Genomic DNA, 21,440 nt, shown 5'->3' with positions numbered 1-21,440 from the left:
ACCGCCATGACAACCTCACTGAGCACTATCAAGACCAAGTCAACGTCCTACGGTTCCATCGTGGTGGACGACAACGGACAGCTGATGTCCCACGTCATTGGGGCTGGAGTAGACCAGGGTGCCGCGCCGCTGCGTGAGGAAACCTTGGGCCAGATCCTGCGACAGATGGTGGAAAAGTACCCGTCCCGCGACTGCATCGTGGACGTGTACGCGGACGTGTCCTTCACCTACGAACGCTTCTACAACCGCGTCCTGCGACTTTCCAGTGAGCTGATTCGCCGCGGCTACCGGCGTGGGGATCGCATCGGAATTTGGTCGACGAACCGCTGGGAGTGGCTCGTGGTGCAGTGGACCTGCCACCACCTCGGCCTGGTGCTGGTCAACATTAACCCGGCCTACCGCCAGTCCGAACTGAACTATGTGGTGGAAAAGGCCGGCATCAAGCTCGTGTTCGCGGCTCGTCGCTTCAAGGACTCGGAATACCGCACAATGCTCAATGAGGCCCGCAAGCAGCGTGGATCTCAGCTGAAGGAAGTTATCTACTTCGGCGGTTCCGAGTGGTACGACGCGATGCACGGCGACATCGATGACCTGTCCGAGTACGTGGCTGAGGTGAAGAACACCGATGCGATCAACATCCAGTTCACCTCTGGCACCACGGGCTTCCCGAAGGGCGCCACGCTCACGCACCGCAATATTTTGAACAATGGCTTCTTTGTGGGCGAGAACCTGGGCTACACCGAGGAAGACCGCGTCTGCGCGCCGGTGCCATTCTTCCACTGCTTCGGCATGGTCATGGCCACCATCGGCATCTTTTCCCACGGTGGTTGCCTCATTGTCCCCGCGCCATCTTTCAAGCCACGCGAAACCCTCATGGCGGTGCAGGCGGCGAAGGCTACCTCGCTCTACGGCGTACCAACCATGTTCATCAAAGAGCTCGACGAGGCACACGACCACGAGGAATACGGCTCTCCCTACGGCCTGGATACCCTGCGCACCGGTATCATGTCCGGCACCTCATGCCCGTCCAAGACGATGCGCGAGGTGATGGACAAGTTCAATATGAAGGACATTTCGATCTGCTACGGCATGACGGAAACCTCCCCGGTGTCTTTCCAAACCCGCTCCGATGCACCTCTGGAAAAGCGCGTCGCCACCGTCGGTCAGATCATGCCGCACATTGAGTGCAAGCTTGTCGACGAAGAAACCGGCGAAACGGTGCCCGTTGGTACCCAAGGCGAGATCTACGTCCGCGGCTACTCAGTGATGCAGGGCTACTGGGAGCACCCTGAGAAGACCGCTGAAGCCATCAGCGAGGATGGCTGGATGCGTTCCGGCGACCTTGGAACCTTCGATGAAGACGGCTACCTCATGGTCACCGGTCGCCTGAAGGATATGCTCATCCGCGGCGGCGAGAACATCTACCCACGCGAGATTGAAGAATTCCTCTTCACCCACCCGAACGTGGTGGATGCGCAGGTCATCGGTGTACCGGACGATAAGTACGGCGAGGAAATCATGGCGTGGATCATCCTCGATGATGAAACAGAGGACCTCACGGTAGACGAAATTGCCGAGTTCGCGCAGGGTAAGCTGTCGCGCCACAAGATCCCGAAGTACGTCCACATCGTGGATTCCTACCCGATGACGGTCTCCGGCAAGGTCCGTAAGGTCGAGCTGCGCGAAATGGCACCACGTGTATTGGGGTGGGTGTAAATGGATAAGGTTCGCTCCAACGTCAAGGAATTGGTCGGCGACGTTGTCCAAGACGGCATGACCATCGCGGTCGGCGGGTTCGGCCTCTGCGGCGTCCCGTTCCTCCTCATCGAGGCGCTTCGCGACGTCGGTCGCCGCGATCTCACCGTGGTGAGCAATAACATGGGTGTCGACGGCAAAGGCCTCGGCCTGCTGCTGGAAAACGGCCAGGTCCGCAAGGTGCTCTCGTCTTATGTCGGCGAGAACAAGGAATTTGCTCGCCAGTTCCTCGCTGGGGAATTAGAGGTTGAGTTCAATCCGCAGGGCACGCTTGCCGAACGGCTTCGCGCTGGTGGCGCAGGTATTCCAGCGTTTTACACGGCGACGGGCGTCGGCACGCTTGTCGCTGAGGGGAAGCCGACCGCAGAATTCGACGGGCGGGAGTATGTGATGGAGCGTGGCATCGTCGCCGATGTTGCTCTCGTGCACGCCTACCAGGGCGATGAAGCCGGAAACCTCATCTACCGCCGCACCGCCCGCAACTTCAACCCGCTCTGCGCGGAGTCAGGGCAGGTGACGATCGCCGAGGTGGAAAACCTCGTTGGTATCGGTGAGATCGATCCGGACCTCATTCACACCCCGGGCGTACACATCGACCACATGGTGGTCACCGACCTGGACAAGCAGATTGAGCAACGCACGGTAAGGAGCCGGTAATGCCTTGGACTCGTGATGAAATGGCAGCTCTGGCAGCTGCCGAACTGAAAGACGGCGACTACGTCAACCTCGGCATCGGAATCCCCACCATGGTGGCTAACCACCTGCCACCTGGGGTGTCGGTCGTGCTGCAAAGTGAAAACGGCATCCTTGGAATGGGGCCGTTCCCGTACGAGGGCGAGGAAGACGCCGACACTATTAACGCAGGTAAGCAGACCGTCACCCTCATCCCGGGCGCTGCCACCTTCGACTCTGCCACCAGCTTCGCCATGATCCGTGGTGGCAAGGTCAAGATGGCTGTCCTTGGGGCGATGGAGGTCGCACAGAACGGCGACCTGGCCAACTGGATGATCCCGGGCAAGATGGTCAAGGGCATGGGTGGTGCGATGGATCTGGTCGCCGGCACCCCTCGCGTAGTGGTCATCACTGATCACGTGGCCAAAGACGGCTCCCCGAAGTTGGTGCGCGAATGCACGTTGCCGCTGACCGGTGTCGGAGTGGTGCAGCGCATCATCACCGACCTAGGGGTCTTCGACGTCGACGGTGATCACCTAGTGCTCCGTCAGCTCGCGCCCGAGGTGACGCTCATGGATATCGAGAAGAACACCGCAGCTAACTATCGTGTCGAGCTTGACGACGCATTGCCGGAGTAGCGGGATGACAACCTCATTCTTCACTCGAATCTCGGGCGACACCTACCAGCCAACCATTCATGCGGAAGGGGCCTGGTCAACCGAGGATTATCACTTCGCTAGTCTCGCGGGCTTGGTTACGCATGTGATTGAGCAGCACCGTGTTCAGCATGACGGCGGAAAGCTCGACCTGAGCCGAATCTCTTTCGACATTCTGGGGCGACTGCCGTTACAAGCGGTTTCCATCGCCGTGGAAGTAAAGCGCCCCGGTCGTACGATTGAGCTGGTGGAGGCTGTTGCGACCATCGGTGATCGACCGGTTATCATTGCCCGCGCTTGGTACCTCGCTACCTCGGATACTTCGGCAGTGGAAGGCGTTGAGTACGAACCGCTTCCAGCGCCCGAGGACTGTCCCGAGCGGGCGTTCAGCCAGGAATGGGACGGCGGATACATCGGGCAGATCGTTGCGCGCCAGGCCACCCGAAAGCGCGCTGGTCGGGGAGCGACCTGGTTGACCTCGCCGCACACGCTTGTCGACGGCGATGACCCCATCCCACTCGCCGAATTCATCTGTCGGGTTGATCCGGCTAACGGCATTAATCCTCGGCAGTCTTCCGAAGAGTGGGCGTTTCCGAATGTGGATCTCACGATTCACCTGTTCCGGCAGCCTGCGGGCGAGTGGACCGGGCTCGATACAGCTGTGACGTGGGGGCCGCACGGGATTGGGCTCACGGCATCGACCTTGCACGATATCAACGGCCCGGTCGGACGCGCGGAGCAATCATTGACGCTGCGCAAAATGTAGTCAGCGGCGAATGAGTGTCCTTGTCGTGGGTATCTGTTTGTTAGCCCCAGCAGATACCCACGGCATGAAGACATGAGTTGCAAGCCTAAAGCCAAGGGCGAACCACATCATCTTTTTCGGCTGGGAGTGACCTTAGGGTCGCTCCCTTTTTCGATAACAGACTTCAAAAGTCCTAGGCGTACTGCAGGAAGGTCGGTATAAAGGGGCACACAATGCTCAAGCGACCTAGAAAGGATGACGAATAATGACCACAGTACTTTTCGTCGTGTCCGCTGCAGATCACTGGACTCTCAAGGATGGGAGCCAGCATCCCACCGGATTCTGGGCCGAGGAACTAGCCGAGCCACACAGGATTTTTACTGAGGCGGGATTTGAGTTGACTCTGGCGACGCCGGGTGGACAAGTGCCGGTCGTCGATAAGCTCAGCCTTGGGCTCATGGGAGGTACCCCGGCCAAACGCGAGAAAATTCGCGCCTACTTGGACAAGATTTCAGGCTGGCTCGAGTCGCCGATGCGGTTGGATGAAGTCGCTGAATCGGAATTTGATCTCGTGTTTTATCCAGGTGGGCATGGGCCGATGGAAGATCTCGCGGTGGATCTCGTTTCCGGTGCCTTGCTCCGAAACCGACTTTTGTCTGACCGACCGCTTGCGTTGCTATGTCACGCCCCAGCAGCCGTACTTGCAGCGCATGACGAAAACGGACACAACCCATTCGCGGGTCGAACTCTCACCGCGCTTTCCAATGTGGAGGAACGGATGAACTATTTCTCCTGGAAAGCAAGGTGGCTGCTTGAGACCGAGCTGAAAGATGCGGGAATCAACTATCAAAAGGCCACCTTCCCTTACTGGTCGCACGTGGTGACGGACGGCAATCTGTACACCGGTCAGAATCCACAGTCGTCGGTGGAACTTGCAGAGCTGTTAGTTCAAAAGCTCAAGCAGCAATAGAAAAAGGGGCAGCTCTCGAAACGTGAGAACTGCCCCAATTGTTGGGCGCTAGCGGTTGGTCACCTCACCGAATGGTCGCGCGATCTGCGCGAGCACCAGTGGCTTGGCGGCGAAAGCGGCGCCGACAGTGACAAGCACGGCAACCAGGAACAAGATGATCCCGAGCCAGCCACCGTCCGGGGAAGCAGCGAACATGTGTCCCAGATTCTTCTTGACGCCCGTGGCAAACACGAGGAATACGTGGCCGATGATGAAGAGGACGAAGTAGAGCATCGTCGGGAAGTGCAGCTTACGAGCAATCTCCACTGGGAAGAAAGTCCACTTCTTCGGCCACCAGTTGCTCATGCGGAAGCCCGTGGCAGCTGCGAGTGGTGCTGCTATGAATACAGTGATGAAGTACGCCACCTGCTGTAGCGCGTTGTAGTGGATCCAACCATTTTCGGCCGGCCAATCCAGAGACAAGTACTGGATCGCGGCAGAGGCCATGTTCGGGAAGATCTCCCAACTCGTCGGCACGATGCGCATCCACTGGCCGGTAGCGAACAGCAGCACGATGAACACTGCACCGTTGAGCAGCCACAACAAGTCCAGCGACGTATGGAACCAAATCGTCAGCGAGACCTTCTTCCCGGACTTCGAGGTGAAGAACGCAGGTGGTTTGCGCTCACCACGAATCTGCAGGCCGGTGCGGATGATCATCACCATCAGGAACATGTTGAAGAAGTGTGACCAGCCCAGCCACGCAGGCAGTCCCACCGGCGCATTGTCCGGCATCGGTGCGACACCCGTGTAGCGCTGCGTAAAGTCCGAATTGTTCATGAACCCGCGCGCGGCAAATACCGCGACAACGAGCAACGCCAACACGCCGATGCCCGCTGCGATGGCCTTTCCGAGCCACGCTGGCTTTTCGACGGCCGGTTCCTTCTTTACCTGTTTCGCCTGCTGCGCTGGCTGCTTGGCTGGCTTTGCCACCGGTGCGGCAGCCGCCGGTGCGGCAGTTGGCACCGCCGTGGCGACAGGTGCCGCCGCAGCTGGTGCTGCTGGCGCGACCGGGACACTTGATTTAACTACCTGCGCGACCTGGGCGTTCGTGATCTCTGGCCATGGCTGGCCGCCTGGCACGCGTGGCAAACCGCGGCGCAGGGAAACATCGGTATAGGTGACGTCTCGCTTCACCTCCGCTGGCTGAGCTGCAGCAGGTTCCGGCGCGGCAGTCGCTGCAGTCACCGGGGCAGCCGCAATAGCGACCGCGGCAGCAGGCGGCCACGGCTCGCCGCCTGGCACGCGTGGCAATCCTTGGCGCAGACTCTGCTCCTGGGTTGTGACAGCCGGAGCTGCTGGTGCCTCCTGAGGTATGGCAGAAGCTACAGTCGCGGCGACTGGCTCCGCGGCGGCCGGTGGAGTGAAGACGCCTTCAGGAGGCCACGGCTCGCCACCGGGGATCCGGGGCAGTCCTCGTCGCAAAGCGGGCGCTGTCATCGGCGGGCCTCGATTTCCTCAATCAGCTTGGGCACGATTTCGAAGACGTCGCCTACGATGCCAAAGTCTGCGATCTCGAAGATTGGAGCTTCTGGGTCCTTGTTAATCGCGACGATGTTCTTGGAGGTCTGCATGCCTGCCAGGTGTTGGATCGCGCCGGAAATACCCAGCGCCAGGTACAAATCAGGAGAGATGGAGACACCGGTCTGTCCGACCTGAGCGTTGTGTTCGATATAGCCAGCATCCACCGCAGCACGGGAAGCGCCGACCGCAGCGCCGAGGGAATCAGCAAGCTTGCCCACCAGCTCGAATCCCTCAGGGGAGCCGAAACCGCGACCGCCGGAGACAACCTTCTTCGCTCCCACCAGCGCTGGGCGGCCAGTATTGGCTTCAATCGGGGAGGAATTCAGGACAGTAGCGAGGCGACGCTCGCCCGCGGAGACATCCACCGTTGACACCGTGCCCGCACCCGCCGCAGCTCGCTCGCTGACGGCGCCCTTGCGCAGCGTCACGATCGGCGCGCCAAACGTTGGCGCAGAAGTCACGTTGTAGCCACCGCCGAAGACGGAGTGCTTGATGATGATGCCTTCTTCGTCCTGGGATACCCCAATGGCATCGGTAGCCAGCGCGAGCTTGAGACGCACCGACAGGCGAGCAGCGATGTCACGACCCGTGGCCGAGTTGGAAATGATGATAGCGGCGGGGGCCTCCGAGGCGTAGACCTGCTCGGCGGCGTCGATAAGCGCCTCGGCTGGGGCAGTGAAGATCTTCTCGGCGCCCAGCTCAGCGAGCCCGCTGGCGTCGGCGGCGAGGGCGATGGGGGAGCCGAGTTGAGCAGCGGCACCGAGGAGCTCGGCGGCGTCGGCAGGGGAGGAGGTGATGACGAGGATATTCATGGCAGGCTCCTTAAATGAGGGAATTGGCGGCGAGGAAATCGGCGAGCTGTGCGGCAGCGGTACCGTCATCGGTAATCTTCGTGCCTGCTTCGCGCGGTGGGCGTTGGGACGCCTCGGTCATAATCAGGCGCGGGTGGGAGAAATCCTCGGGGTCTACGCCGAGATCTGTGCAGGTCAGCGTGGTGAGTGGCTTCTTCTTCGCAGCCATAATTCCCTTGAAGTTCGGGTAGCGCGGATCAGGAAAGGACTCGGTAAGGGAGACAACCACGGGAAGCTCGGCTTCGACCTCCTGGGTCGCGTCCTCCGTGGAACGCTTGCCTTTCGCAGTCTGATCCAGGCTCAGCTCCGTGAGCTGGGTCAAGTAGGGCCATCCCAGGTGCTCCGCGATCATCGTCGGGAGTACGCCGGCGTTGCCGTCCGTGGAAAGGTTGCCCGCCACGACCAGGTCATAGCCCTGCTTTTCGACGGCCTTGGCCAGCACCTCCGCAGTGAGCGTGAGATCTGCGCCCTTCAGATTTTCATCTGCGATATGCACGGCTTCATCTGCGCCCATGGCCAGACCTTTGCGGATGCTCTTTTCGGCGCTGGCAGGGGCCATGGCGAGGAGGTGAACCTCGTCGCCATCCCGTTTAAGACCCAGCGCTGCCTCGATGGCGCGCTCACAGATCTCATCAAGGACGTTGTCGGCATTTTCGCGATCGGTCAGACCCGTTTCTGGGCTGAGGTGGCGTTCACCGTAGGTGTCAGGGACTTCCTTTACGAGCACGACGATCTTCACAATGCATCCTTTCCGCAGGTCGTTCGAGGGTGCGGGTGTTTCAGTTAATGGTCATTAACCAATTTAGCGGATGCGATGTGATCTAGGCAACGTTTTTCGGGAATTGTTAGTTTTGGGGGATTTCTTGGACCTCCGGAGGTTGTTCGCCGTGGACACGGCGGTAGAGCAAAGTGATGGCGATCCAGTAGGCGAGCAACCCTTCAACAACGCCCGATACGAGATAGGAATGGCCTTCGCCTGTGAAAATGCCGATGCCATACCTGCGGAATTGATCGAGTAGTCGCACAGTAGGGGAGACGCCTTCGAGTTGATCCTGATTGAAGACGAACGTGTAGACACCCACCATGTGGAACAGGCTAAATAGGCCAACGATCAAACCGCCCAGCATCGAGTTGAGATAGCTGTCCATTCCGCCGATTTGACGCAGCTTGCCGAAACACCACCCGCTGATGCCGACACCGGAGGCGAGGGCTGCAGAAGGCGGATCGATGGGAAGTAAAACGAAAGAGACGGCTAGGGTGGTGCAGACCGCATACCGGGGACCGTAGAGCAGCGCTGCAATAACGACGCCCACCGAGACTAAATCGAGCCCAATGTCATGAAGTCCCGGGATCACGTAGGTGGGGACAGAAACAATGGCCGTGGTCAGAAGCCCCAGCAAGTTAAGAACCACTGCGAATACTGCCATTCCCCAGCTCACATTTCTTCGGCTGAGCCAGAATGACAGTCCTAAAGTCGCAAGAAGAAGCGCAGCTGTTACCCAGGCAAAAGGCTCTGAGTGGATCGTCCAATAATTAGGGCGAAGTGAGAAGTGATCCGGGTCGGCAGGCGGGAACAACATCAAGTTCAGCCACAAGGCGACCAAAAGCCCCAAAATTGCCCAATCCCACGGACTGGATTCCTCGGTGCCTGCCACTAGCCACCGGCTTTTTACGTTCATTGCTGTTCCTACTGCCCTAGGAGACGCTACCTCGTTTTACTCTAGTTTGAGACTACTTCTATGCTCGTTGAAAAGCATTGTGGTTGCGGCAAAGTGGCGTCCGATGTCCAATGCTGCCTCGATCTCGAGGGATAGCCAGTCTGTGAGATGACGGGCTCCAGCAACAAACAAAAAAGAGGCCCTCGGTAAAAACCAAGGGCCTCTTTCAAAAGTTGTGCCGTGTCACGATGGTCAGCGGCACAAGCTCGCTGTGTTATCGATTAGCCACCGAATCTAACCAGTGGCAGAGCGTTTTAGCGTTGACTCAGTCGACTTAACGGCTGGTGAACGGCAGGAGAGCCATCTCGCGGGCGTTCTTCACAGCGGTAGCGACCTGGCGCTGCTGCTGAGGGGTCAAGCCCGTGACGCGACGAGAGCGGATCTTGTGGCGGTCGGAGATGAAAAGGCGAAGGGTGTTGATGTCCTTGTAGTCGACCTTCTCAACGCCAGCTGCCTTGAGTGGGTTCTTCTTTGGGCGGCGGGACTGCTCGATCCGCGCCTTCTTCATGTTAGTGCGCTTCATTGTAGGCAAATCTCCCTATTACCAGCTGGACTTACGGACGCCCGGCAGCTCACCGCGGTGAGCCATTTCGCGCATGCGGACACGGGACAGACCGAACTTACGAAGGAAGCCGCGTGGACGGCCATCAGCTGCGTCGCGGTTGCGAACGCGTGCTGGGGAAGCGTCACGTGGCTGACGGTTCAACTCGAACTGGGCGTCGAGACGCTCTTCGTCAGTGGAATTAGGGTTCTTGATAATAGCCTTGAGCTCAGCGCGACGCTCCGCGTAGCGGGCGACGATTTCCTTGCGCTGCTCGTTCTTGGCGATCTTAGACTTCTTAGCCATAGATTATCGCTCCTCGCGGAATTCGACGTGCTTGCGGACGATCGGATCGTACTTCTTCATGGTCATACGGTCCGGGTTGTTGCGCTTGTTCTTACGGGTGACGTAGGTGTAACCGGTGCCAGCCGTAGACTTCAGCTTGATGATTGGACGAATGTCATTACGTGCCATGGGTTAGATCTTCTCCCCACGTGCGCGGATCTGAGCGACGACGGACTCGATGCCGTCGCGGTCGATGACCTTCAGGCCCTTGGTGGATACGGTCAGGGTGATGGTGCGTCCCAAGGACGGCACGAAAAACTTACGACGCTGCACGTTGGGGTTCCAACGGCGAGACGTGCGTCGGTGCGAGTGGGAAACGGTCTTGCCAAAACTTGGCTTCCGTCCCGTTACCTGGCAAATAGCCGACATAACTTTCTTTCTCCTAGCCGCCCACCTGCAACTAGACGAAAGGCGCCGCGCCTAACTAACAGGTTAGGGGCGCACTTGAGTCGGCTGAGGAGGGCGAAAACGAATATTTCGACAACAGCAAGGGGAAACCTTACCGCTTGCAGGATAAAAAACCTAATTGCCTAGTCGAGCACGCTTATCGACGCCACACCAGTCACAATCACATCGCCCGAGCGAGTTTCAGAGCCAATTGAGTTCGATCCGAAACGTCGAATTTTCGCAACAATTGAGAAACGTGATTCTTCACAGTTCCCTCAGCAAGGAAGAGTTTAGCGGCGATCTCGCGATTGTTCATTCCGAGCGCAACCAGTCTGGCCACTCGAGATTCCGCAGGAGTGAGAATGGAGAGCTCATCATGGCGTGCGAAGCGTGCGACCCGAGGGTCGAGCACCAAACCGCCGTCAGCAACTGCCTTGATGGCTTCCACAAGTTTGTCGAGCTCGACATCTTTCAACAGGTATCCGGAAGCACCCGCGTCGATAAGCTGCGAGACGGCTCGGGCATCCTCGAAGGTAGTCAGAACAAGCAACTGGATCCCTGGGTGGCGATCTCGGCAGCTGCGAACCAGGCCGAGCCCGTCAAGCTCGGGCATACGAGCATCGGTGACCACGACATCAGGCTGAATCGAGTTGATGACGGCGAGAGCCTGGTTACCGTTGTGGGCGGCACCGACGACCTCGATATCGGGCACCTCTTCAAACATGAGCTGCATGCCACGGAGCAGGAGCTCATGGTCGTCTACGAGAACGATGCGAATCATGCCACTACCTCTACCTGCGGCAAAGTGAGCGATAGGGTGAAGCCGCTCGAAGTGTCGAAGGCGAGCGACGCACCGAGCTCAGCGGCGCGGTCTCTTAACGATCGAAGACCGAACCCTGGCGAAATGTCACCAACCACATGGCCGTTATCTCGGATTCGGAACTCGATGGGGGAGCCCGAGCGCAGGCTCATGTGGATCTCAGTGGCATCGGAGTGGCGCACCACATTCGTTAGTGCTTCCTGTGCGAACCGGAGCGCCAGGAGAGCCTGCTCTTCTGAGAGAGCCTCAACGTCAGATTCAAAGCTCACCTTCAAACTCGTGGTGGAAAAGGAGTCCGCAAGCGTGCGGATAGTAGTAAGCGGGTTGTTGTCGATGGCGATTGGGTTCATCGCGCGTACCACTTTTCGCATGTCATCGATGGCCTCGGAGGTGAGATCGCGGGCGATACGAGTTTCCTCTAGAGCCCGCTCCGGGCGCGTAGACATCGTCTTAGCTACGTAATCCAAGCTCATGCACACCGCAGTGAGCTTATGTCCAAGGCCATCATGCAAGGTGCTCGCGATGCGCGCGCGTTCTTCATTGATAGCCAAGTCTTGGCTTTGTTCCAGCTGGTGCTGCAGTTTGGCGTATGCGTTTGCTCGTTCCTCGTCTAACTGCACCGCACCTTTGAGCAGCAATGCGAAATTGAGGCCACACGCCATGAGAAGTGCCATCGCAGTTGCTTCCCACACCCCGCGGATCACATTTCCGCCCACAACGGCGTGCAACACAAAGGTCGAGGCGGATAGAAGGAAAAGGTATCCCCATGCCCACCGGCTATTCACACTGAAGATCAGCTGGGTCAACGCTAGCCACAACATCGCCATCCCGAGCAAATTGCCAATGAGGATGAAGCCCACCGTGGATGCCAGGGTGAAAAAGACAGCCGTCACCGGCGACGATTGTGGCGCACGCTTCCAGCGGTGCCACGTCACAATCATCACCGCGAGAGTGCTAACAGAAAGGACCCATCCGAGGGTGTCCTCGACATATCCAAAGACGCGTAGATAAAGGGCAATGGTGATGTAGAAAAAAGCGTCGAAAAGTTTGGGGTCAATGACGCTGTTGCGGAAGGAACGACCAGCCATACCTTCGAGTGTAGGTAGCAGGCAGTGCAAAAACTCATGACCACGGTCATGGGTTGTCATGACTGGAGGGCGTGGCCGTCAGGGGGAAGCCGTCAGAGACTAAAAGCATGACTACACCATCTCTTCCTAAGCCCTTGGTGCCACCCACCTGGTGGGGGCTGGCCTTGCGCAGCATCGTGGCAGTGGGCATCCTATTTGGCGCGAATATCGCCGCCGGCGCGATCGTCTACAAGGTGGTGCCCAGCGATAATCTCAGCCACTATCAACAATTGTGGGCTGTGTCGGCAATCTTCATTATTGTGTTCCTGCTGGTGTGGGCTGCCGTCGCAACGTGGATCAAGCTGGTTGAGCGCCGCCCATTCAGCATCACGGGAATGCGTTTCCACCGGAAGTGGGCAAGTGGGCTCGCCGTTGGCACGCTGCTGAGCGCGGCAATTGTCGTCGCAACGCGAGCGCTTTCCACGTCTTTGTTTCCGAATGCACCGCGCGAAGTTATCGATGGATCGCAACTAGGTGAAGCGACCTGGTTGACATTCACCGTCTTCATTCTGGGGCGAGCCTTTTTCTTGCAGGGGATTCCAGAAGAGCTGCTGTTTCGCGGCTGGCTGTTTCAGCTGTTGCCACAGCGGCCGAAAGTTACACTTGCCTTCACGACGGCCGTATTCACCGTCATTCACCTCATTTCCAATGGCGGACAGCAAAGCACACTCGATCGCTTCCTTTATCTGATGCTGCCGCTCGGCTTCGGATTGCTCGCGGGAACGCTGGTCATGCAGACAGGAAACTTCTGGCAGGCTGCAGGAATCCACGGCGGATTTCACGTGGGCACGGTACTTTCTGCGTTTGTGATGCCGTCCAGTATGGTCGCCATTGACTGGGTAGTGATCGGAACGGGGTACCTCGTGGTGGCTGTGGGACTGTTGAAATTCGGGAAGCGTCGTCGGCAAGCAAATGTAATTTCTTCCTGACTTCAGCAGGGTGTATAGTCTTTGCGGTGCTGACTTTTGTCAGCTGTACTTTGACAATCCCAACTCAGGCACGATCGGTGGCCGCCTTAAATAATGGCCATGCAGAAGCGACCTGAAGTTCAATCCTGAGGGAATAAAAATATGAAGAAGGATATCCACCCGGATTACCACCCAGTGGTATTCCAGGACGCAGGTACGGGCTTTAAGTTCCTGACCAAGTCCACCGCCAAGGGCGAGCGCACCATCGAGTGGGAAGACGGCAACGAGTACCCACTCATCGTCGTTGACGTCACCAGCGAATCTCACCCATTCTGGACCGGTGCGCAGCGTGTCATGGACACCGCTGGCCGCGTCGAGAAGTTCAACCAGCGTTACGGTGCACTCGCGCGCCGTAAGAAGACCAAGTAAAGAAGGAGGGAAAACAAAATGGCAGTTCCAAAGCGTCGTATGTCGCGTGCAAACACCCACGCACGTCGTTCCCAGTGGAAGGCTGACAATGTCGCCCTCCAGACCGTCAAGATCGATGGCCGTGAGGTTCAGATCCCACGTCGCCTGGTCAAGGCAGCTCAGCTCGGTCTTGTAGACGTAGAGCAGTTCTAAGCTTTTAGCGAATTCTGGCTAAAAATTTAAAGCCGATTCAATCCTGATAACACTTTTAAGGATTGGGTCGGCTTTTACTTATGTTGATGCTTTAGAATATACAGACAAAACCGAGTATTCGGACCATCTCATTTATCTAGTCAGGCGAATAACCCCATGAAACTCCTTGTTGTCGATGACGAACAGGCCGTTCGCGAGTCCCTGCGTCGCTCCCTCTCCTTCAATGGATACGAGGTGCACTTGGCCGACAATGGCGCTGCTGCACTCGAAATGATCCATAAAGAGCAACCAGATCTGGTCATCCTCGACGTGATGATGCCCATTCTGGACGGACTTGAAGTGTGCCGCACGCTCCGTAGCGGTGGCGACAATCGGCCAATCCTCGTCTTGACTGCTCGTGATGGTGTCTCGGACCGAGTTGCTGGCCTGGATGCGGGTGCTGACGACTACCTCCCGAAACCATTCGCCCTTGAGGAGCTCCTGGCTCGAGTTCGTTCGCTGCTACGTCGCTCTTTCAATGAGTCTAACGGCGCAGAAGAGCAGAGCGCAGAGCTTGTTTTCGAAGATCTACGTCTCAACACCGAGACCCGCGAGGTCTACCGTGGTGAGCGTCAAATCAGCCTGACTCGCACCGAGTTTGCATTGCTTGAGTTGCTGTTGTCGAACCCTCGTCGGGTGCTGAGTCGCACCCTGATCTTGGAAGAAGTGTGGGGTTACGATTTCCCAACGTCCGGTAATGCCCTGGAAGTTTACATTGGGTATTTGCGTCGCAAGACCGAGGCGGAAGGAGAATCCCGTCTGATCCACACTGCTCGTGGCGTCGGATATGTATTGCGTGAGAATGCGCAGTGATTCTCACGAATCCAGCGGCGGAGGACGTGCCGCTACCTAGGGACAATTGGCAGCGCAGTTCCTGGAGCAAAGCTCCATTGCGCTGGCAGTTGGCGATCGTCACTGCGGTAATGGTTGCTGCCGCGGTGAGTGTCATGACTATCGTTGCCTATTGGACGGTGTCTACATCCCTCAACCGCACAGTCGACAGCAACCTCACGACGACCGCGCAGTCGGTGCTCACGAGGAGCGAAGACCCGGAGTTTCAAAAAGAAATCCATCGCGAACTGGCGGTGTTCAAAAACTACAATCCAGACATTCAGATCCAATTTTTCCCTCCTGGTGCCGCGCAGGGAATCGGTGATGACATCGTCCTCGTTGTTGAAGGCCAAGTAATTCGTGGCGAGACCAGCATGACCCTGCGAAATCAGGGTGATGAGCGCGTCATTGCCATGAATAATCCGGCCGGTTCAACCGTTGTTCTCTCGCAAGACCTCGGCCCGACCTACACGTTGGTCAGTTCCCTCGGCATGGTGCTCCTCATTATCGCCGGACTGGGTACATTGATGGCTATTGCAGCCGGCATGGTTGTTTCGACTACTGGTCTGCGTCCCGTGACTCGGCTGCAACGCGCAGTCGAGCATGTGACTGCTACGGACTCCCTGGAGCCGATTGAGGTTCATGGTCGAGACGAACTGGCGCAACTAACTCGAAGCTTCAATGACATGCTGGAGTCGCTCGATGCGTCGAGAAGGCGCCAAACTGAGCTTGTCGCAGATGCAGGACATGAGCTGAAGACTCCGTTGACATCGCTACGCACCAACATCGAACTGCTCATGATGGTGAGCAAGTCGCCGACCCCGAACTTCTCCTCTGCGGACTTACATGACCTGGAAAAGGACGTGATCGCACAGATCGATGAGCTGTCTACCTTGATCGGTGACCTGGTCGACCTCGCCCGCGAGGATGCAAAGCAAGGCGAGATGGAACTTGTTGATCTCGAAGACACCATGGCGAGCTCTCTAGAGCGAGTGCGTCGCCGACGCCCTGACGTACAATTCACTTTCGAACGCGCCGAGTGGTTCCTCAAGGGTGATTCCTTTGCGCTAGGCCGTGCCACCGTCAACCTGATGGACAACGCAGCTAAGTGGTCGCCACCGAATGGGGTCGTCCGGCTCTCGATGGAACCTATCAACGAGCATTCGATCCATGTCAAGGTCGCGGACTCTGGCCCAGGAATTCCAAACGACGAACGTTCGAAAGTCTTCGAGCGCTTCTACCGCTCGGTTCAAGCTCGTTCGATGCCGGGTTCCGGGCTCGGCCTGTCGATTGTGAAGCAGGTGATCGAGCGCCACAATGGCACCATTGAGGTGCGGGATTCCGACGACGGTGGCACCTTGATGCAGATCACTCTCCCGGGTGGTTCCACCCCGGAAGCCGGTCAAGCTTCTGCTCGGATCGCGTCCCGATAGAACTCAAGTTCCCCCAGTGCAGTAGTGCTGGCGGGGACTTTTTTGGTTCAGCTAACGTACAGTAAGTGTTCAGTTAAGTGCTGGAGCGGTTTCAGAGCTTCAACAGTGGAGAAAGGTTCAATAGTCACATGAACAATAATTCTGGGTCCTATCCGAACGATGGCCAGCCACTTGATGCGACGGCTAGCGGCGACGCTCCACGAAACCCCTACGCACAACTAAGCGGTGGAAATAACCCACAATCGCCGCAACACACGCAGCAGTACACACAGTGGGGGCCGGCCGGTTCGGAGAATGCGCCGAACACTTCAGCCCCACAATCGCCTGAAGCTCCGCTCGGCAATGCGACCCCGCAAAGCGCAAATACCACGCAGTTCTCTCAATGGGAACCAGACACGGGGACCGGAAACTTACAGACACAGCAAGCCGAGCCAGCTATCGGCCAAGCCCAGGAACCTCAGCACTTTGCGGCACCGAAGAAGGAGGGTCGCAAGGTGGGGCTGGGCGCTGCATTGGCGCTGATGCTTGCGGCGTCAGTGGGTACCGGTGTAATCACTGCGGTTGCGCTCAACCAGGCGTCGCCAAGCGGTACCGTGTACAGCTCTCTGCAGCAGGATTCAGTGTCTCGCGCGAGCACCGCACAGCCGGGTTCCGTTGAAGAAGTGGCGCATCGGGTCCTACCTGCGGTTGTGTCCATCCAGGTCTCTACCCGCAATGGATTTGGTGAAGGCTCGGGCTCGATCATTTCCTCGGATGGGCTCGTACTGACCAACAATCACGTCGTAGGTGACGCTAAGCAGGGGGGTGCGATTGAGGTCAATCTCAACGATGGGTCAGTTCACCCGGCGGATCTCATCGCCGGCGATGCGAGCACCGACATTGCAGTAATCAAGATCAGAGATGTCTCCGGCTTGCCGACGCTGTCCTTCGGTAATTCTGATGAAGTGACCGTTGGCCAGGAAGTTGTCGCCATCGGTTCGCCTTTGGGGTTGTCTGCGACCGTTACTTCGGGCATCGTGTCCGCGCTCAACCGACCAGTACGCGCCTCAGGTGGTAACGGCGGCGAAAGCTCGCTTATCGACGCCATCCAAACCGACGCCGCCATCAACCCCGGTAATTCGGGTGGCCCGCTCGTGGACATGGAGGGCAACTTGATTGGTATGAACTCTGTTATTGCCTCGATGAGTCAGGGCAGTGGCGAGCAGTCCGGTTCCATTGGTTTGGGCTTTGCAATTCCTGCCAATCAGGCGAAGCGGATCGCAGACCAATTGGTCAAGGGCGGCCAGGTCAAGCAGCCAATGATCGGCGTGAAGGTATCACAAAACTCCAACTATCGCGGTGCGTTGATTGCGGGAGTAGATGCCCAGGGGCCTGCTGGTAAGGCGGGTATTTCTGAAGGAGATCTGATTACTAAGGTCAACGATCGGCTTATCGACAATGCTGATGCTCTCATCGCCGCTGTGCGTTCGCACGACTTTGGTGAGACGATCAAGTTGGAGGTTACTAATCCGAACTCGAAGCAAACTCGAACGGTAGAGGTCACCTTGCCTTCGGAGTAACAAACCAGCCCTTTCGGTATCTTTTCTAGTTGCGTCGGTTTATTCTTCGAATAAGAGAATTTAACTAGTAGCGCCCACAAAACTTCACTTGTAAAGGACACGAACACTATGCCAAGCCAGGCGACCTCGGGGGAATTCACCGACGATCTCATTGAAAGGGACGTAATCCCTGACACCGGTCTCAGCACTGCTCTGTTAGATGGCGTCGATGAGCCCGATGCAGACTTCCTAATCGCGCAGGAAAACGAGGCGCTAAAGGCTTCGGCGCCACGTCGCGCCCTCGTGGTTCTGGTGGCGGATCATTCCCTGTGCACGGGAGAGGACGCTGATCGTTTGGTCGCCGAATTGCTTGCCGAGGATGGTTTCGCTGTTGATGCTGTGGTGGAGGTTCGCGCGAAGAAAGCAACCATTCGGAAAGCTATCGAAACTGGAGTCGTGGGCGGAGTGGACCTCGTCTTGACCGTGGGTGGTGTGGGTGTCGGCCCTCGTGACAGGACGCCAGATGCTACTCGTGCAGTTTTGGATCAGTTGCTTCCTGGCATTTCGCAAGCACTGCGAGCCTCTGGTCTTGCTTGTGGCGCTATCGATGCCGTGACTTCCCGTGGGGTGGCAGGTGTGTCCGGTTCGACGGTAATCGTTAACATGGCTGCTTCTCGCGCTGCAGTGCGTGATGGCATGGCTACTTTAGGTCCGCTGGTTCACTTCGTGATTGACCAACTCCAGACCGTCTCCGTGGACTAAGCACGGACAACCTAGAAGGAACTCAATGGAAGAAAGCTCCGGACCGCGCAGACGACGACGGGCCGTTCGCCCGTCGGATGCGGAAGACATTGATCGTTCATGGGATAGTCCAGAAGCTGCTGAGCTGTTCGCCGACGCTGCGGATGTGAGCGACCCCCGCGCGAGCGACGACTTTATCGTGGTACTCGATGATTCCGAGGCAGACGACACACCAGACAACGGTGAACTCGATGAGGAATTCTGGAAGGACCAGCGCCCTCCTCATTCCGGCTAAATATCTAGTGAAAACACAACAACCCGGTACCTACTGGTACCGGGTTGACGTTTAGGAAAGCTTAGACGTTGCGGGACTTCAGCAGGTCGCGGATCTCCTCGAGGAGCTCAGCTTCGATGGAAGCAGGGGTCTCATCGTCCTCGTTTGCGCCCATGCGAGCAGCCTGGATTTCCTTGAGCTTATTCATCGGAGCAACCAGGATGAAGTAAACCACTGCAGCAATGATGAGGAAGTTCAGAGCGGCGGTGATGATGGCGCCGAAGTCAACGAAGGTGTTTTCGTTGCCGGAGACGACATAGAAGCCGAGGCCCTTTACCTCTGCGCCGCCCAGCGCAGCGATGAGTGGGTTGATGATGTTTGTGGTGAAGGCGGTCACAATGGCGGTGAACGCGGTACCGATAACAACGGCGACAGCAAGATCGACAACATTGCCGCGCATCAGGAAGTCTTTAAAGCCCTTAAGCATGAATTTGCTCCTCTAATTTAAGGTATTGAAAAGTTTTACGTTGCAAACCCTATGGCACCTGCCATTGATTTGCATGACGAAGCAACTGTATCCGATATTAGTGAGGGAATGGCAATAGAACGACCGAGCATTAACTGTAATGTTCACAGATTCGGGCATTAGGAGTGGGATAAGTCACGCCAAGGGTGTCAGGACGACGGTCAGCGCAGTTCCTAATGACGCTGCGGCAACCCGCTCTGCACTGGGCTTATCCATGGCAAGCAATACGGTTCCAGCTTCCGTACTATCTGTCTTTCGGGCGGTTCCGAATATAACTCTCGCGCCTTCGGCGATAGTTGTGGCCTCTGCGCTAGAAGGGGCAGAGACAACCGACACCTGTGCGCCTGGGATAGCGAGTTCGGCCGCAGCTGGGTCTACCAGCTTGATCGGTACCAAGGTGTCAGCACCAGCACCGAATGCGGCGCTGAGCTCGGGGCCCAGTAAGTGGTGTTCCTGGAGGAAGTCTCCTGGACGGAGTGGAGTTGCTACCACTCGGCCAACTGCATCCTCGGGCACCAGAACACCGGAAGAGAACTCGAGCTTTTGGGGCAGCGAAGTGGATGCGAGGTGCTCAGCCTTGATGATCGAGCCGGGGACAAGCTCTGCGGTGACCACTACGTAGCGATGCGTGGCTCCGAGTCGCTCGCCGACAAATAGTGCTGCGGCAATGACGAATAGCACGATGGCGAGGAGACGGCGCGCGAATTGGGTGCGGCGCCAACTCGGCGCGCGCAGGGAAAGCGGAATGCGTTGAATAAAAGTGTCCACACTTAGTTAGACTGACGCGCGCCTTGAAAAGGTTCCGTCACACAGAAAATTTCTTGCGGGGTGATGATCGCAGACATCGGTGCGTCGTGAGGCTCATGGGGGACTGAGTCTAAGAGCTCGTGGCTGAACAACAGCGATACGGTCACTGGGGCGGCAAGCGTTGCGAGCGCTCGATCATAGTAGCCACCGCCCTTGCCCAGCCGATATCCATCACGATCGGCGGCCAGAGCAGGAACAATGATGATGTCAACGCTGTCCAAAGGGTGGCCGGGCAACAAGGGGCCGTCCGGCTCCGCAATTCCAAAAGCTCCAGGCCGAAACGCCAGGTTTTCCGAGTACTCGACCCAGCTCATGCTGAAGTCGGGGTTGGACACCGGGATGATGACCTCAAATCCAAGTGCATGGAGGAATAGGGCGAAATCGATACCGCCAGGCTCGGTATCTACTGGCATATAAGCGGCGACGCGGTGAGCACCACGTTTATGGAGAAAAGTGGCCACATGTGTGCGAAGACCTGCGTTTTCGGTCGAACGGGTGGCAGGTGACTGCGACCGGCGGGCGTCGAGAAGTCGCCTGCGCAGCTCCTGCTTACTGGCAGGCTGTGTCATACCTGCCACACTAGCCGAGTCGTTGCCCGGAAACAGAAGGCGGACAGGTATTCTTTGGGATTATGACCCTTCCCATCCAAGAGCATAAGTATGCAGTGAAGACAGTGATTGTTCCTGCAGCGGGCATGGGCACCCGTTTTCTGCCTGCTACCAAGACGGTGCCAAAAGAGCTGTTGCCGGTGGTAGACACCCCTGGTATCGAGATGATCGCCGAAGAGGCCGCAAGCTTGGGTGCAACCCGTCTTGCTATCATCACCGCTCCGAAGAAGCAGGGCGTCATGGCTCATTTCGATCCGTATCCAGAGCTTGAAGAGACGCTGAGCGAACGCGGCAAGGAAGAACAGCTGGCTAAAGTGCGTCGCGCCCCTGAGCTGATCAAGGCAGTGGCGGTAGAGCAGGAACGTCCGTTGGGCCTAGGTCACGCGGTGGGACTTGCGGAAGCTGTACTAGATGAGGACGAAGATGTCGTAGCTGTCATGCTTCCCGACGATCTTGTCCTGCCTACTGGCGCGATGGAGAAGATGGCAGAGGTACGCGCACAATTCGGTGGCAGCGTGCTCTGCGCTGTTGAGGTGCCTCTGGAAGAAGTTTCTAACTACGGTGTCTTCGACATCGAGGAATGTGGCGAGGACCATGTGAAGAAGGTGCGTGGCATGGTAGAGAAGCCAGACGCCGAAGACGCCCCTTCCAACTTCGTGGCCACTGGACGTTACCTCCTCGACCGCGAGATCTTCGACGCGCTGCGCAAGATCAAGCCTGGTAAGGGCGGCGAACTGCAGCTGACCGACGCCATCGAGTTGCTCATCGAGGATGGCCACCCAGTTCACATCTTGGTGCACGATGGCATTCGCCACGACCTCGGAAATCCTGGTGGCTACATTCGTGCCTGCGTAGACTTCGGTTTGAAGCACCCGGTGTATGGCAAGGGTCTAAAGCACTACATCACCGAGTTGCTCGCCGAAAGCGACAGCTAAGCCTCAACGGCGGGGAAGGAACTTCACGC

Annotated in this window: 27 protein-coding genes; 14 read left to right on the top strand and 13 right to left on the bottom strand. The window is 57.6% G+C overall.

Translation table 11 applies throughout. The annotated features are described in order from the left end of the window. Positions 1–6: 6 nt before the first annotated feature. The 5 genes from CKALI_RS08380 (at position 7) to CKALI_RS08360 (ending at position 4,798) form a co-directional block, all read left to right on the top strand. Complete coding sequence (locus CKALI_RS08380; RefSeq protein ID WP_156192886.1) at positions 7–1,716, top strand: AMP-binding protein; 1,710 nt, start codon at positions 7–9, stop codon at positions 1,714–1,716. Beyond that, positions 1,717–2,412, top strand: a complete 696-nt coding sequence (locus tag CKALI_RS08375; RefSeq protein WP_156192884.1) for a CoA transferase subunit A — start codon at positions 1,717–1,719, stop codon at positions 2,410–2,412. Beyond that, a complete protein-coding gene (locus CKALI_RS08370) occupies positions 2,412–3,065 on the top strand; it encodes a 3-oxoacid CoA-transferase subunit B (protein ID WP_156192882.1) in 654 nt (217 codons plus the stop codon). Before CKALI_RS08375 ends, CKALI_RS08370 begins: the two co-directional genes overlap by 1 nt. Positions 3,066–3,069: 4 nt before the next feature. After that, complete coding sequence (locus CKALI_RS08365; RefSeq protein ID WP_156192880.1) at positions 3,070–3,849, top strand: thioesterase family protein; 780 nt, start codon at positions 3,070–3,072, stop codon at positions 3,847–3,849. A gap of 244 nt (positions 3,850–4,093) precedes the next feature. Then, on the top strand, positions 4,094–4,798 hold the full coding sequence (locus CKALI_RS08360; RefSeq protein ID WP_156192878.1) for a type 1 glutamine amidotransferase domain-containing protein: 705 nt from the start codon (positions 4,094–4,096) through the stop codon (positions 4,796–4,798). 48 nt (positions 4,799–4,846) lie between these two features. Here CKALI_RS08360 and CKALI_RS08355 read toward each other — a convergent pair whose 3' ends face one another. The 10 genes from CKALI_RS08355 to CKALI_RS08310 all read right to left on the bottom strand — a co-directional run bounded on the left by CKALI_RS08355 (position 4,847) and on the right by CKALI_RS08310 (position 12,111). Next, on the bottom strand, positions 4,847–6,277 hold the full coding sequence (locus CKALI_RS08355; RefSeq protein WP_156192876.1) for a cytochrome b/b6 domain-containing protein: 1,431 nt from the start codon (positions 6,275–6,277) through the stop codon (positions 4,847–4,849). Continuing rightward, on the bottom strand, positions 6,274–7,173 hold the full coding sequence (locus CKALI_RS08350) for an electron transfer flavoprotein subunit alpha/FixB family protein (RefSeq protein WP_156192874.1): 900 nt from the start codon (positions 7,171–7,173) through the stop codon (positions 6,274–6,276). The genes CKALI_RS08355 and CKALI_RS08350 overlap by 4 nt, the downstream gene beginning before the upstream one ends. A gap of 10 nt (positions 7,174–7,183) precedes the next feature. After that, positions 7,184–7,951 carry an electron transfer flavoprotein subunit beta/FixA family protein gene (locus tag CKALI_RS08345; protein WP_156192872.1) on the bottom strand — a complete coding sequence of 256 codons (768 nt, stop codon included), beginning with the start codon at positions 7,949–7,951 and terminating at the stop codon, positions 7,184–7,186. Positions 7,952–8,057: 106 nt separating this feature from the next. Next, positions 8,058–8,891, bottom strand: coding sequence for a hypothetical protein (locus CKALI_RS08340; protein ID WP_156192870.1), 834 nt, complete (start codon positions 8,889–8,891; stop codon positions 8,058–8,060). Positions 8,892–9,204: 313 nt separating this feature from the next. Continuing rightward, entirely contained in the window at positions 9,205–9,453 is a 249-nt protein-coding gene (gene rpsR, locus CKALI_RS08335) for a 30S ribosomal protein S18 (protein ID WP_047239834.1), read from the bottom strand. 18 nt (positions 9,454–9,471) lie between these two features. After that, positions 9,472–9,777 carry a 30S ribosomal protein S14 gene (gene rpsN / locus CKALI_RS08330; RefSeq protein ID WP_156192869.1) on the bottom strand — a complete coding sequence of 102 codons (306 nt, stop codon included), beginning with the start codon at positions 9,775–9,777 and terminating at the stop codon, positions 9,472–9,474. Between the two features lie 3 nt (positions 9,778–9,780). Then, on the bottom strand, positions 9,781–9,945 hold the full coding sequence (rpmG, locus tag CKALI_RS08325) for a 50S ribosomal protein L33 (protein WP_156192867.1): 165 nt from the start codon (positions 9,943–9,945) through the stop codon (positions 9,781–9,783). Positions 9,946–9,948: 3 nt separating this feature from the next. Beyond that, entirely contained in the window at positions 9,949–10,185 is a 237-nt protein-coding gene (rpmB, locus tag CKALI_RS08320) for a 50S ribosomal protein L28 (protein ID WP_156192866.1), read from the bottom strand. A 199-nt stretch (positions 10,186–10,384) separates the two neighbouring features. Next, positions 10,385–10,984, bottom strand: coding sequence for a response regulator (locus tag CKALI_RS08315; protein ID WP_156192864.1), 600 nt, complete (start codon positions 10,982–10,984; stop codon positions 10,385–10,387). Continuing rightward, positions 10,981–12,111 carry a sensor histidine kinase gene (locus tag CKALI_RS08310; RefSeq protein ID WP_197079668.1) on the bottom strand — a complete coding sequence of 377 codons (1,131 nt, stop codon included), beginning with the start codon at positions 12,109–12,111 and terminating at the stop codon, positions 10,981–10,983. The genes CKALI_RS08315 and CKALI_RS08310 overlap by 4 nt, the downstream gene beginning before the upstream one ends. A gap of 107 nt (positions 12,112–12,218) precedes the next feature. Here CKALI_RS08310 and CKALI_RS08305 point away from each other — a divergent pair, with 107 nt between their 5' ends. The 8 genes from CKALI_RS08305 to CKALI_RS08270 all read left to right on the top strand — a co-directional run bounded on the left by CKALI_RS08305 (position 12,219) and on the right by CKALI_RS08270 (position 18,556). After that, entirely contained in the window at positions 12,219–13,079 is an 861-nt protein-coding gene (locus CKALI_RS08305; RefSeq protein WP_156192860.1) for a CPBP family intramembrane glutamic endopeptidase, read from the top strand. Between the two features lie 141 nt (positions 13,080–13,220). Further along, complete coding sequence (locus CKALI_RS08300; RefSeq protein WP_156192859.1) at positions 13,221–13,487, top strand: type B 50S ribosomal protein L31; 267 nt, start codon at positions 13,221–13,223, stop codon at positions 13,485–13,487. A gap of 18 nt (positions 13,488–13,505) precedes the next feature. Then, the gene (gene rpmF / locus CKALI_RS08295) at positions 13,506–13,679 is read left to right on the top strand and encodes a 50S ribosomal protein L32 (protein ID WP_156192858.1); all 174 of its coding nucleotides are present in this window, start codon (positions 13,506–13,508) and stop codon (positions 13,677–13,679) included. Positions 13,680–13,835: 156 nt separating this feature from the next. Beyond that, a complete protein-coding gene (locus CKALI_RS08290) occupies positions 13,836–14,531 on the top strand; it encodes a response regulator transcription factor (RefSeq protein WP_156192857.1) in 696 nt (231 codons plus the stop codon). Continuing rightward, positions 14,528–15,982 (top strand): sensor histidine kinase, encoded by a 1,455-nt coding sequence (locus CKALI_RS08285; RefSeq protein ID WP_231580441.1) that lies wholly within the window; start codon positions 14,528–14,530, stop codon positions 15,980–15,982. Before CKALI_RS08290 ends, CKALI_RS08285 begins: the two co-directional genes overlap by 4 nt. Positions 15,983–16,110: 128 nt before the next feature. Next, positions 16,111–17,541 carry a S1C family serine protease gene (locus CKALI_RS08280; protein ID WP_156192856.1) on the top strand — a complete coding sequence of 477 codons (1,431 nt, stop codon included), beginning with the start codon at positions 16,111–16,113 and terminating at the stop codon, positions 17,539–17,541. Between the two features lie 108 nt (positions 17,542–17,649). Next, positions 17,650–18,282, top strand: coding sequence for a MogA/MoaB family molybdenum cofactor biosynthesis protein (locus CKALI_RS08275; RefSeq protein ID WP_156192855.1), 633 nt, complete (start codon positions 17,650–17,652; stop codon positions 18,280–18,282). A 25-nt stretch (positions 18,283–18,307) separates the two neighbouring features. Next, positions 18,308–18,556, top strand: coding sequence for a hypothetical protein (locus tag CKALI_RS08270; RefSeq protein WP_156192854.1), 249 nt, complete (start codon positions 18,308–18,310; stop codon positions 18,554–18,556). Between the two features lie 61 nt (positions 18,557–18,617). Here the strand turns inward: CKALI_RS08270 and mscL are convergent, their stop codons facing one another. From mscL to CKALI_RS08255, 3 genes are all read right to left on the bottom strand, one after another. Next, a complete protein-coding gene (gene mscL / locus CKALI_RS08265; RefSeq protein ID WP_156192853.1) occupies positions 18,618–19,022 on the bottom strand; it encodes a large conductance mechanosensitive channel protein MscL in 405 nt (134 codons plus the stop codon). A gap of 174 nt (positions 19,023–19,196) precedes the next feature. Next, positions 19,197–19,829, bottom strand: coding sequence for an SAF domain-containing protein (locus CKALI_RS08260; RefSeq protein ID WP_156192852.1), 633 nt, complete (start codon positions 19,827–19,829; stop codon positions 19,197–19,199). 2 nt (positions 19,830–19,831) lie between these two features. Then, positions 19,832–20,437: a 5-formyltetrahydrofolate cyclo-ligase gene (locus CKALI_RS08255; RefSeq protein ID WP_156192851.1), complete on the bottom strand. Its 606-nt coding sequence runs from the start codon at positions 20,435–20,437 to the stop codon at positions 19,832–19,834. Between the two features lie 62 nt (positions 20,438–20,499). Between CKALI_RS08255 and CKALI_RS08250 the strand changes: the two genes are divergently transcribed. Further along, a complete protein-coding gene (locus CKALI_RS08250; protein WP_156192850.1) occupies positions 20,500–21,411 on the top strand; it encodes a UTP--glucose-1-phosphate uridylyltransferase in 912 nt (303 codons plus the stop codon). Positions 21,412–21,440: the final 29 nt, after the last annotated feature.

It is taken from the genome of Corynebacterium kalinowskii (assembly GCF_009734385.1).
Lineage (GTDB): Bacteria > Actinomycetota > Actinomycetes > Mycobacteriales > Mycobacteriaceae > Corynebacterium > Corynebacterium kalinowskii.
Note: the sequence above shows the minus strand (reverse complement) of the source record. Positions and strands in the feature narration are given on the sequence as shown.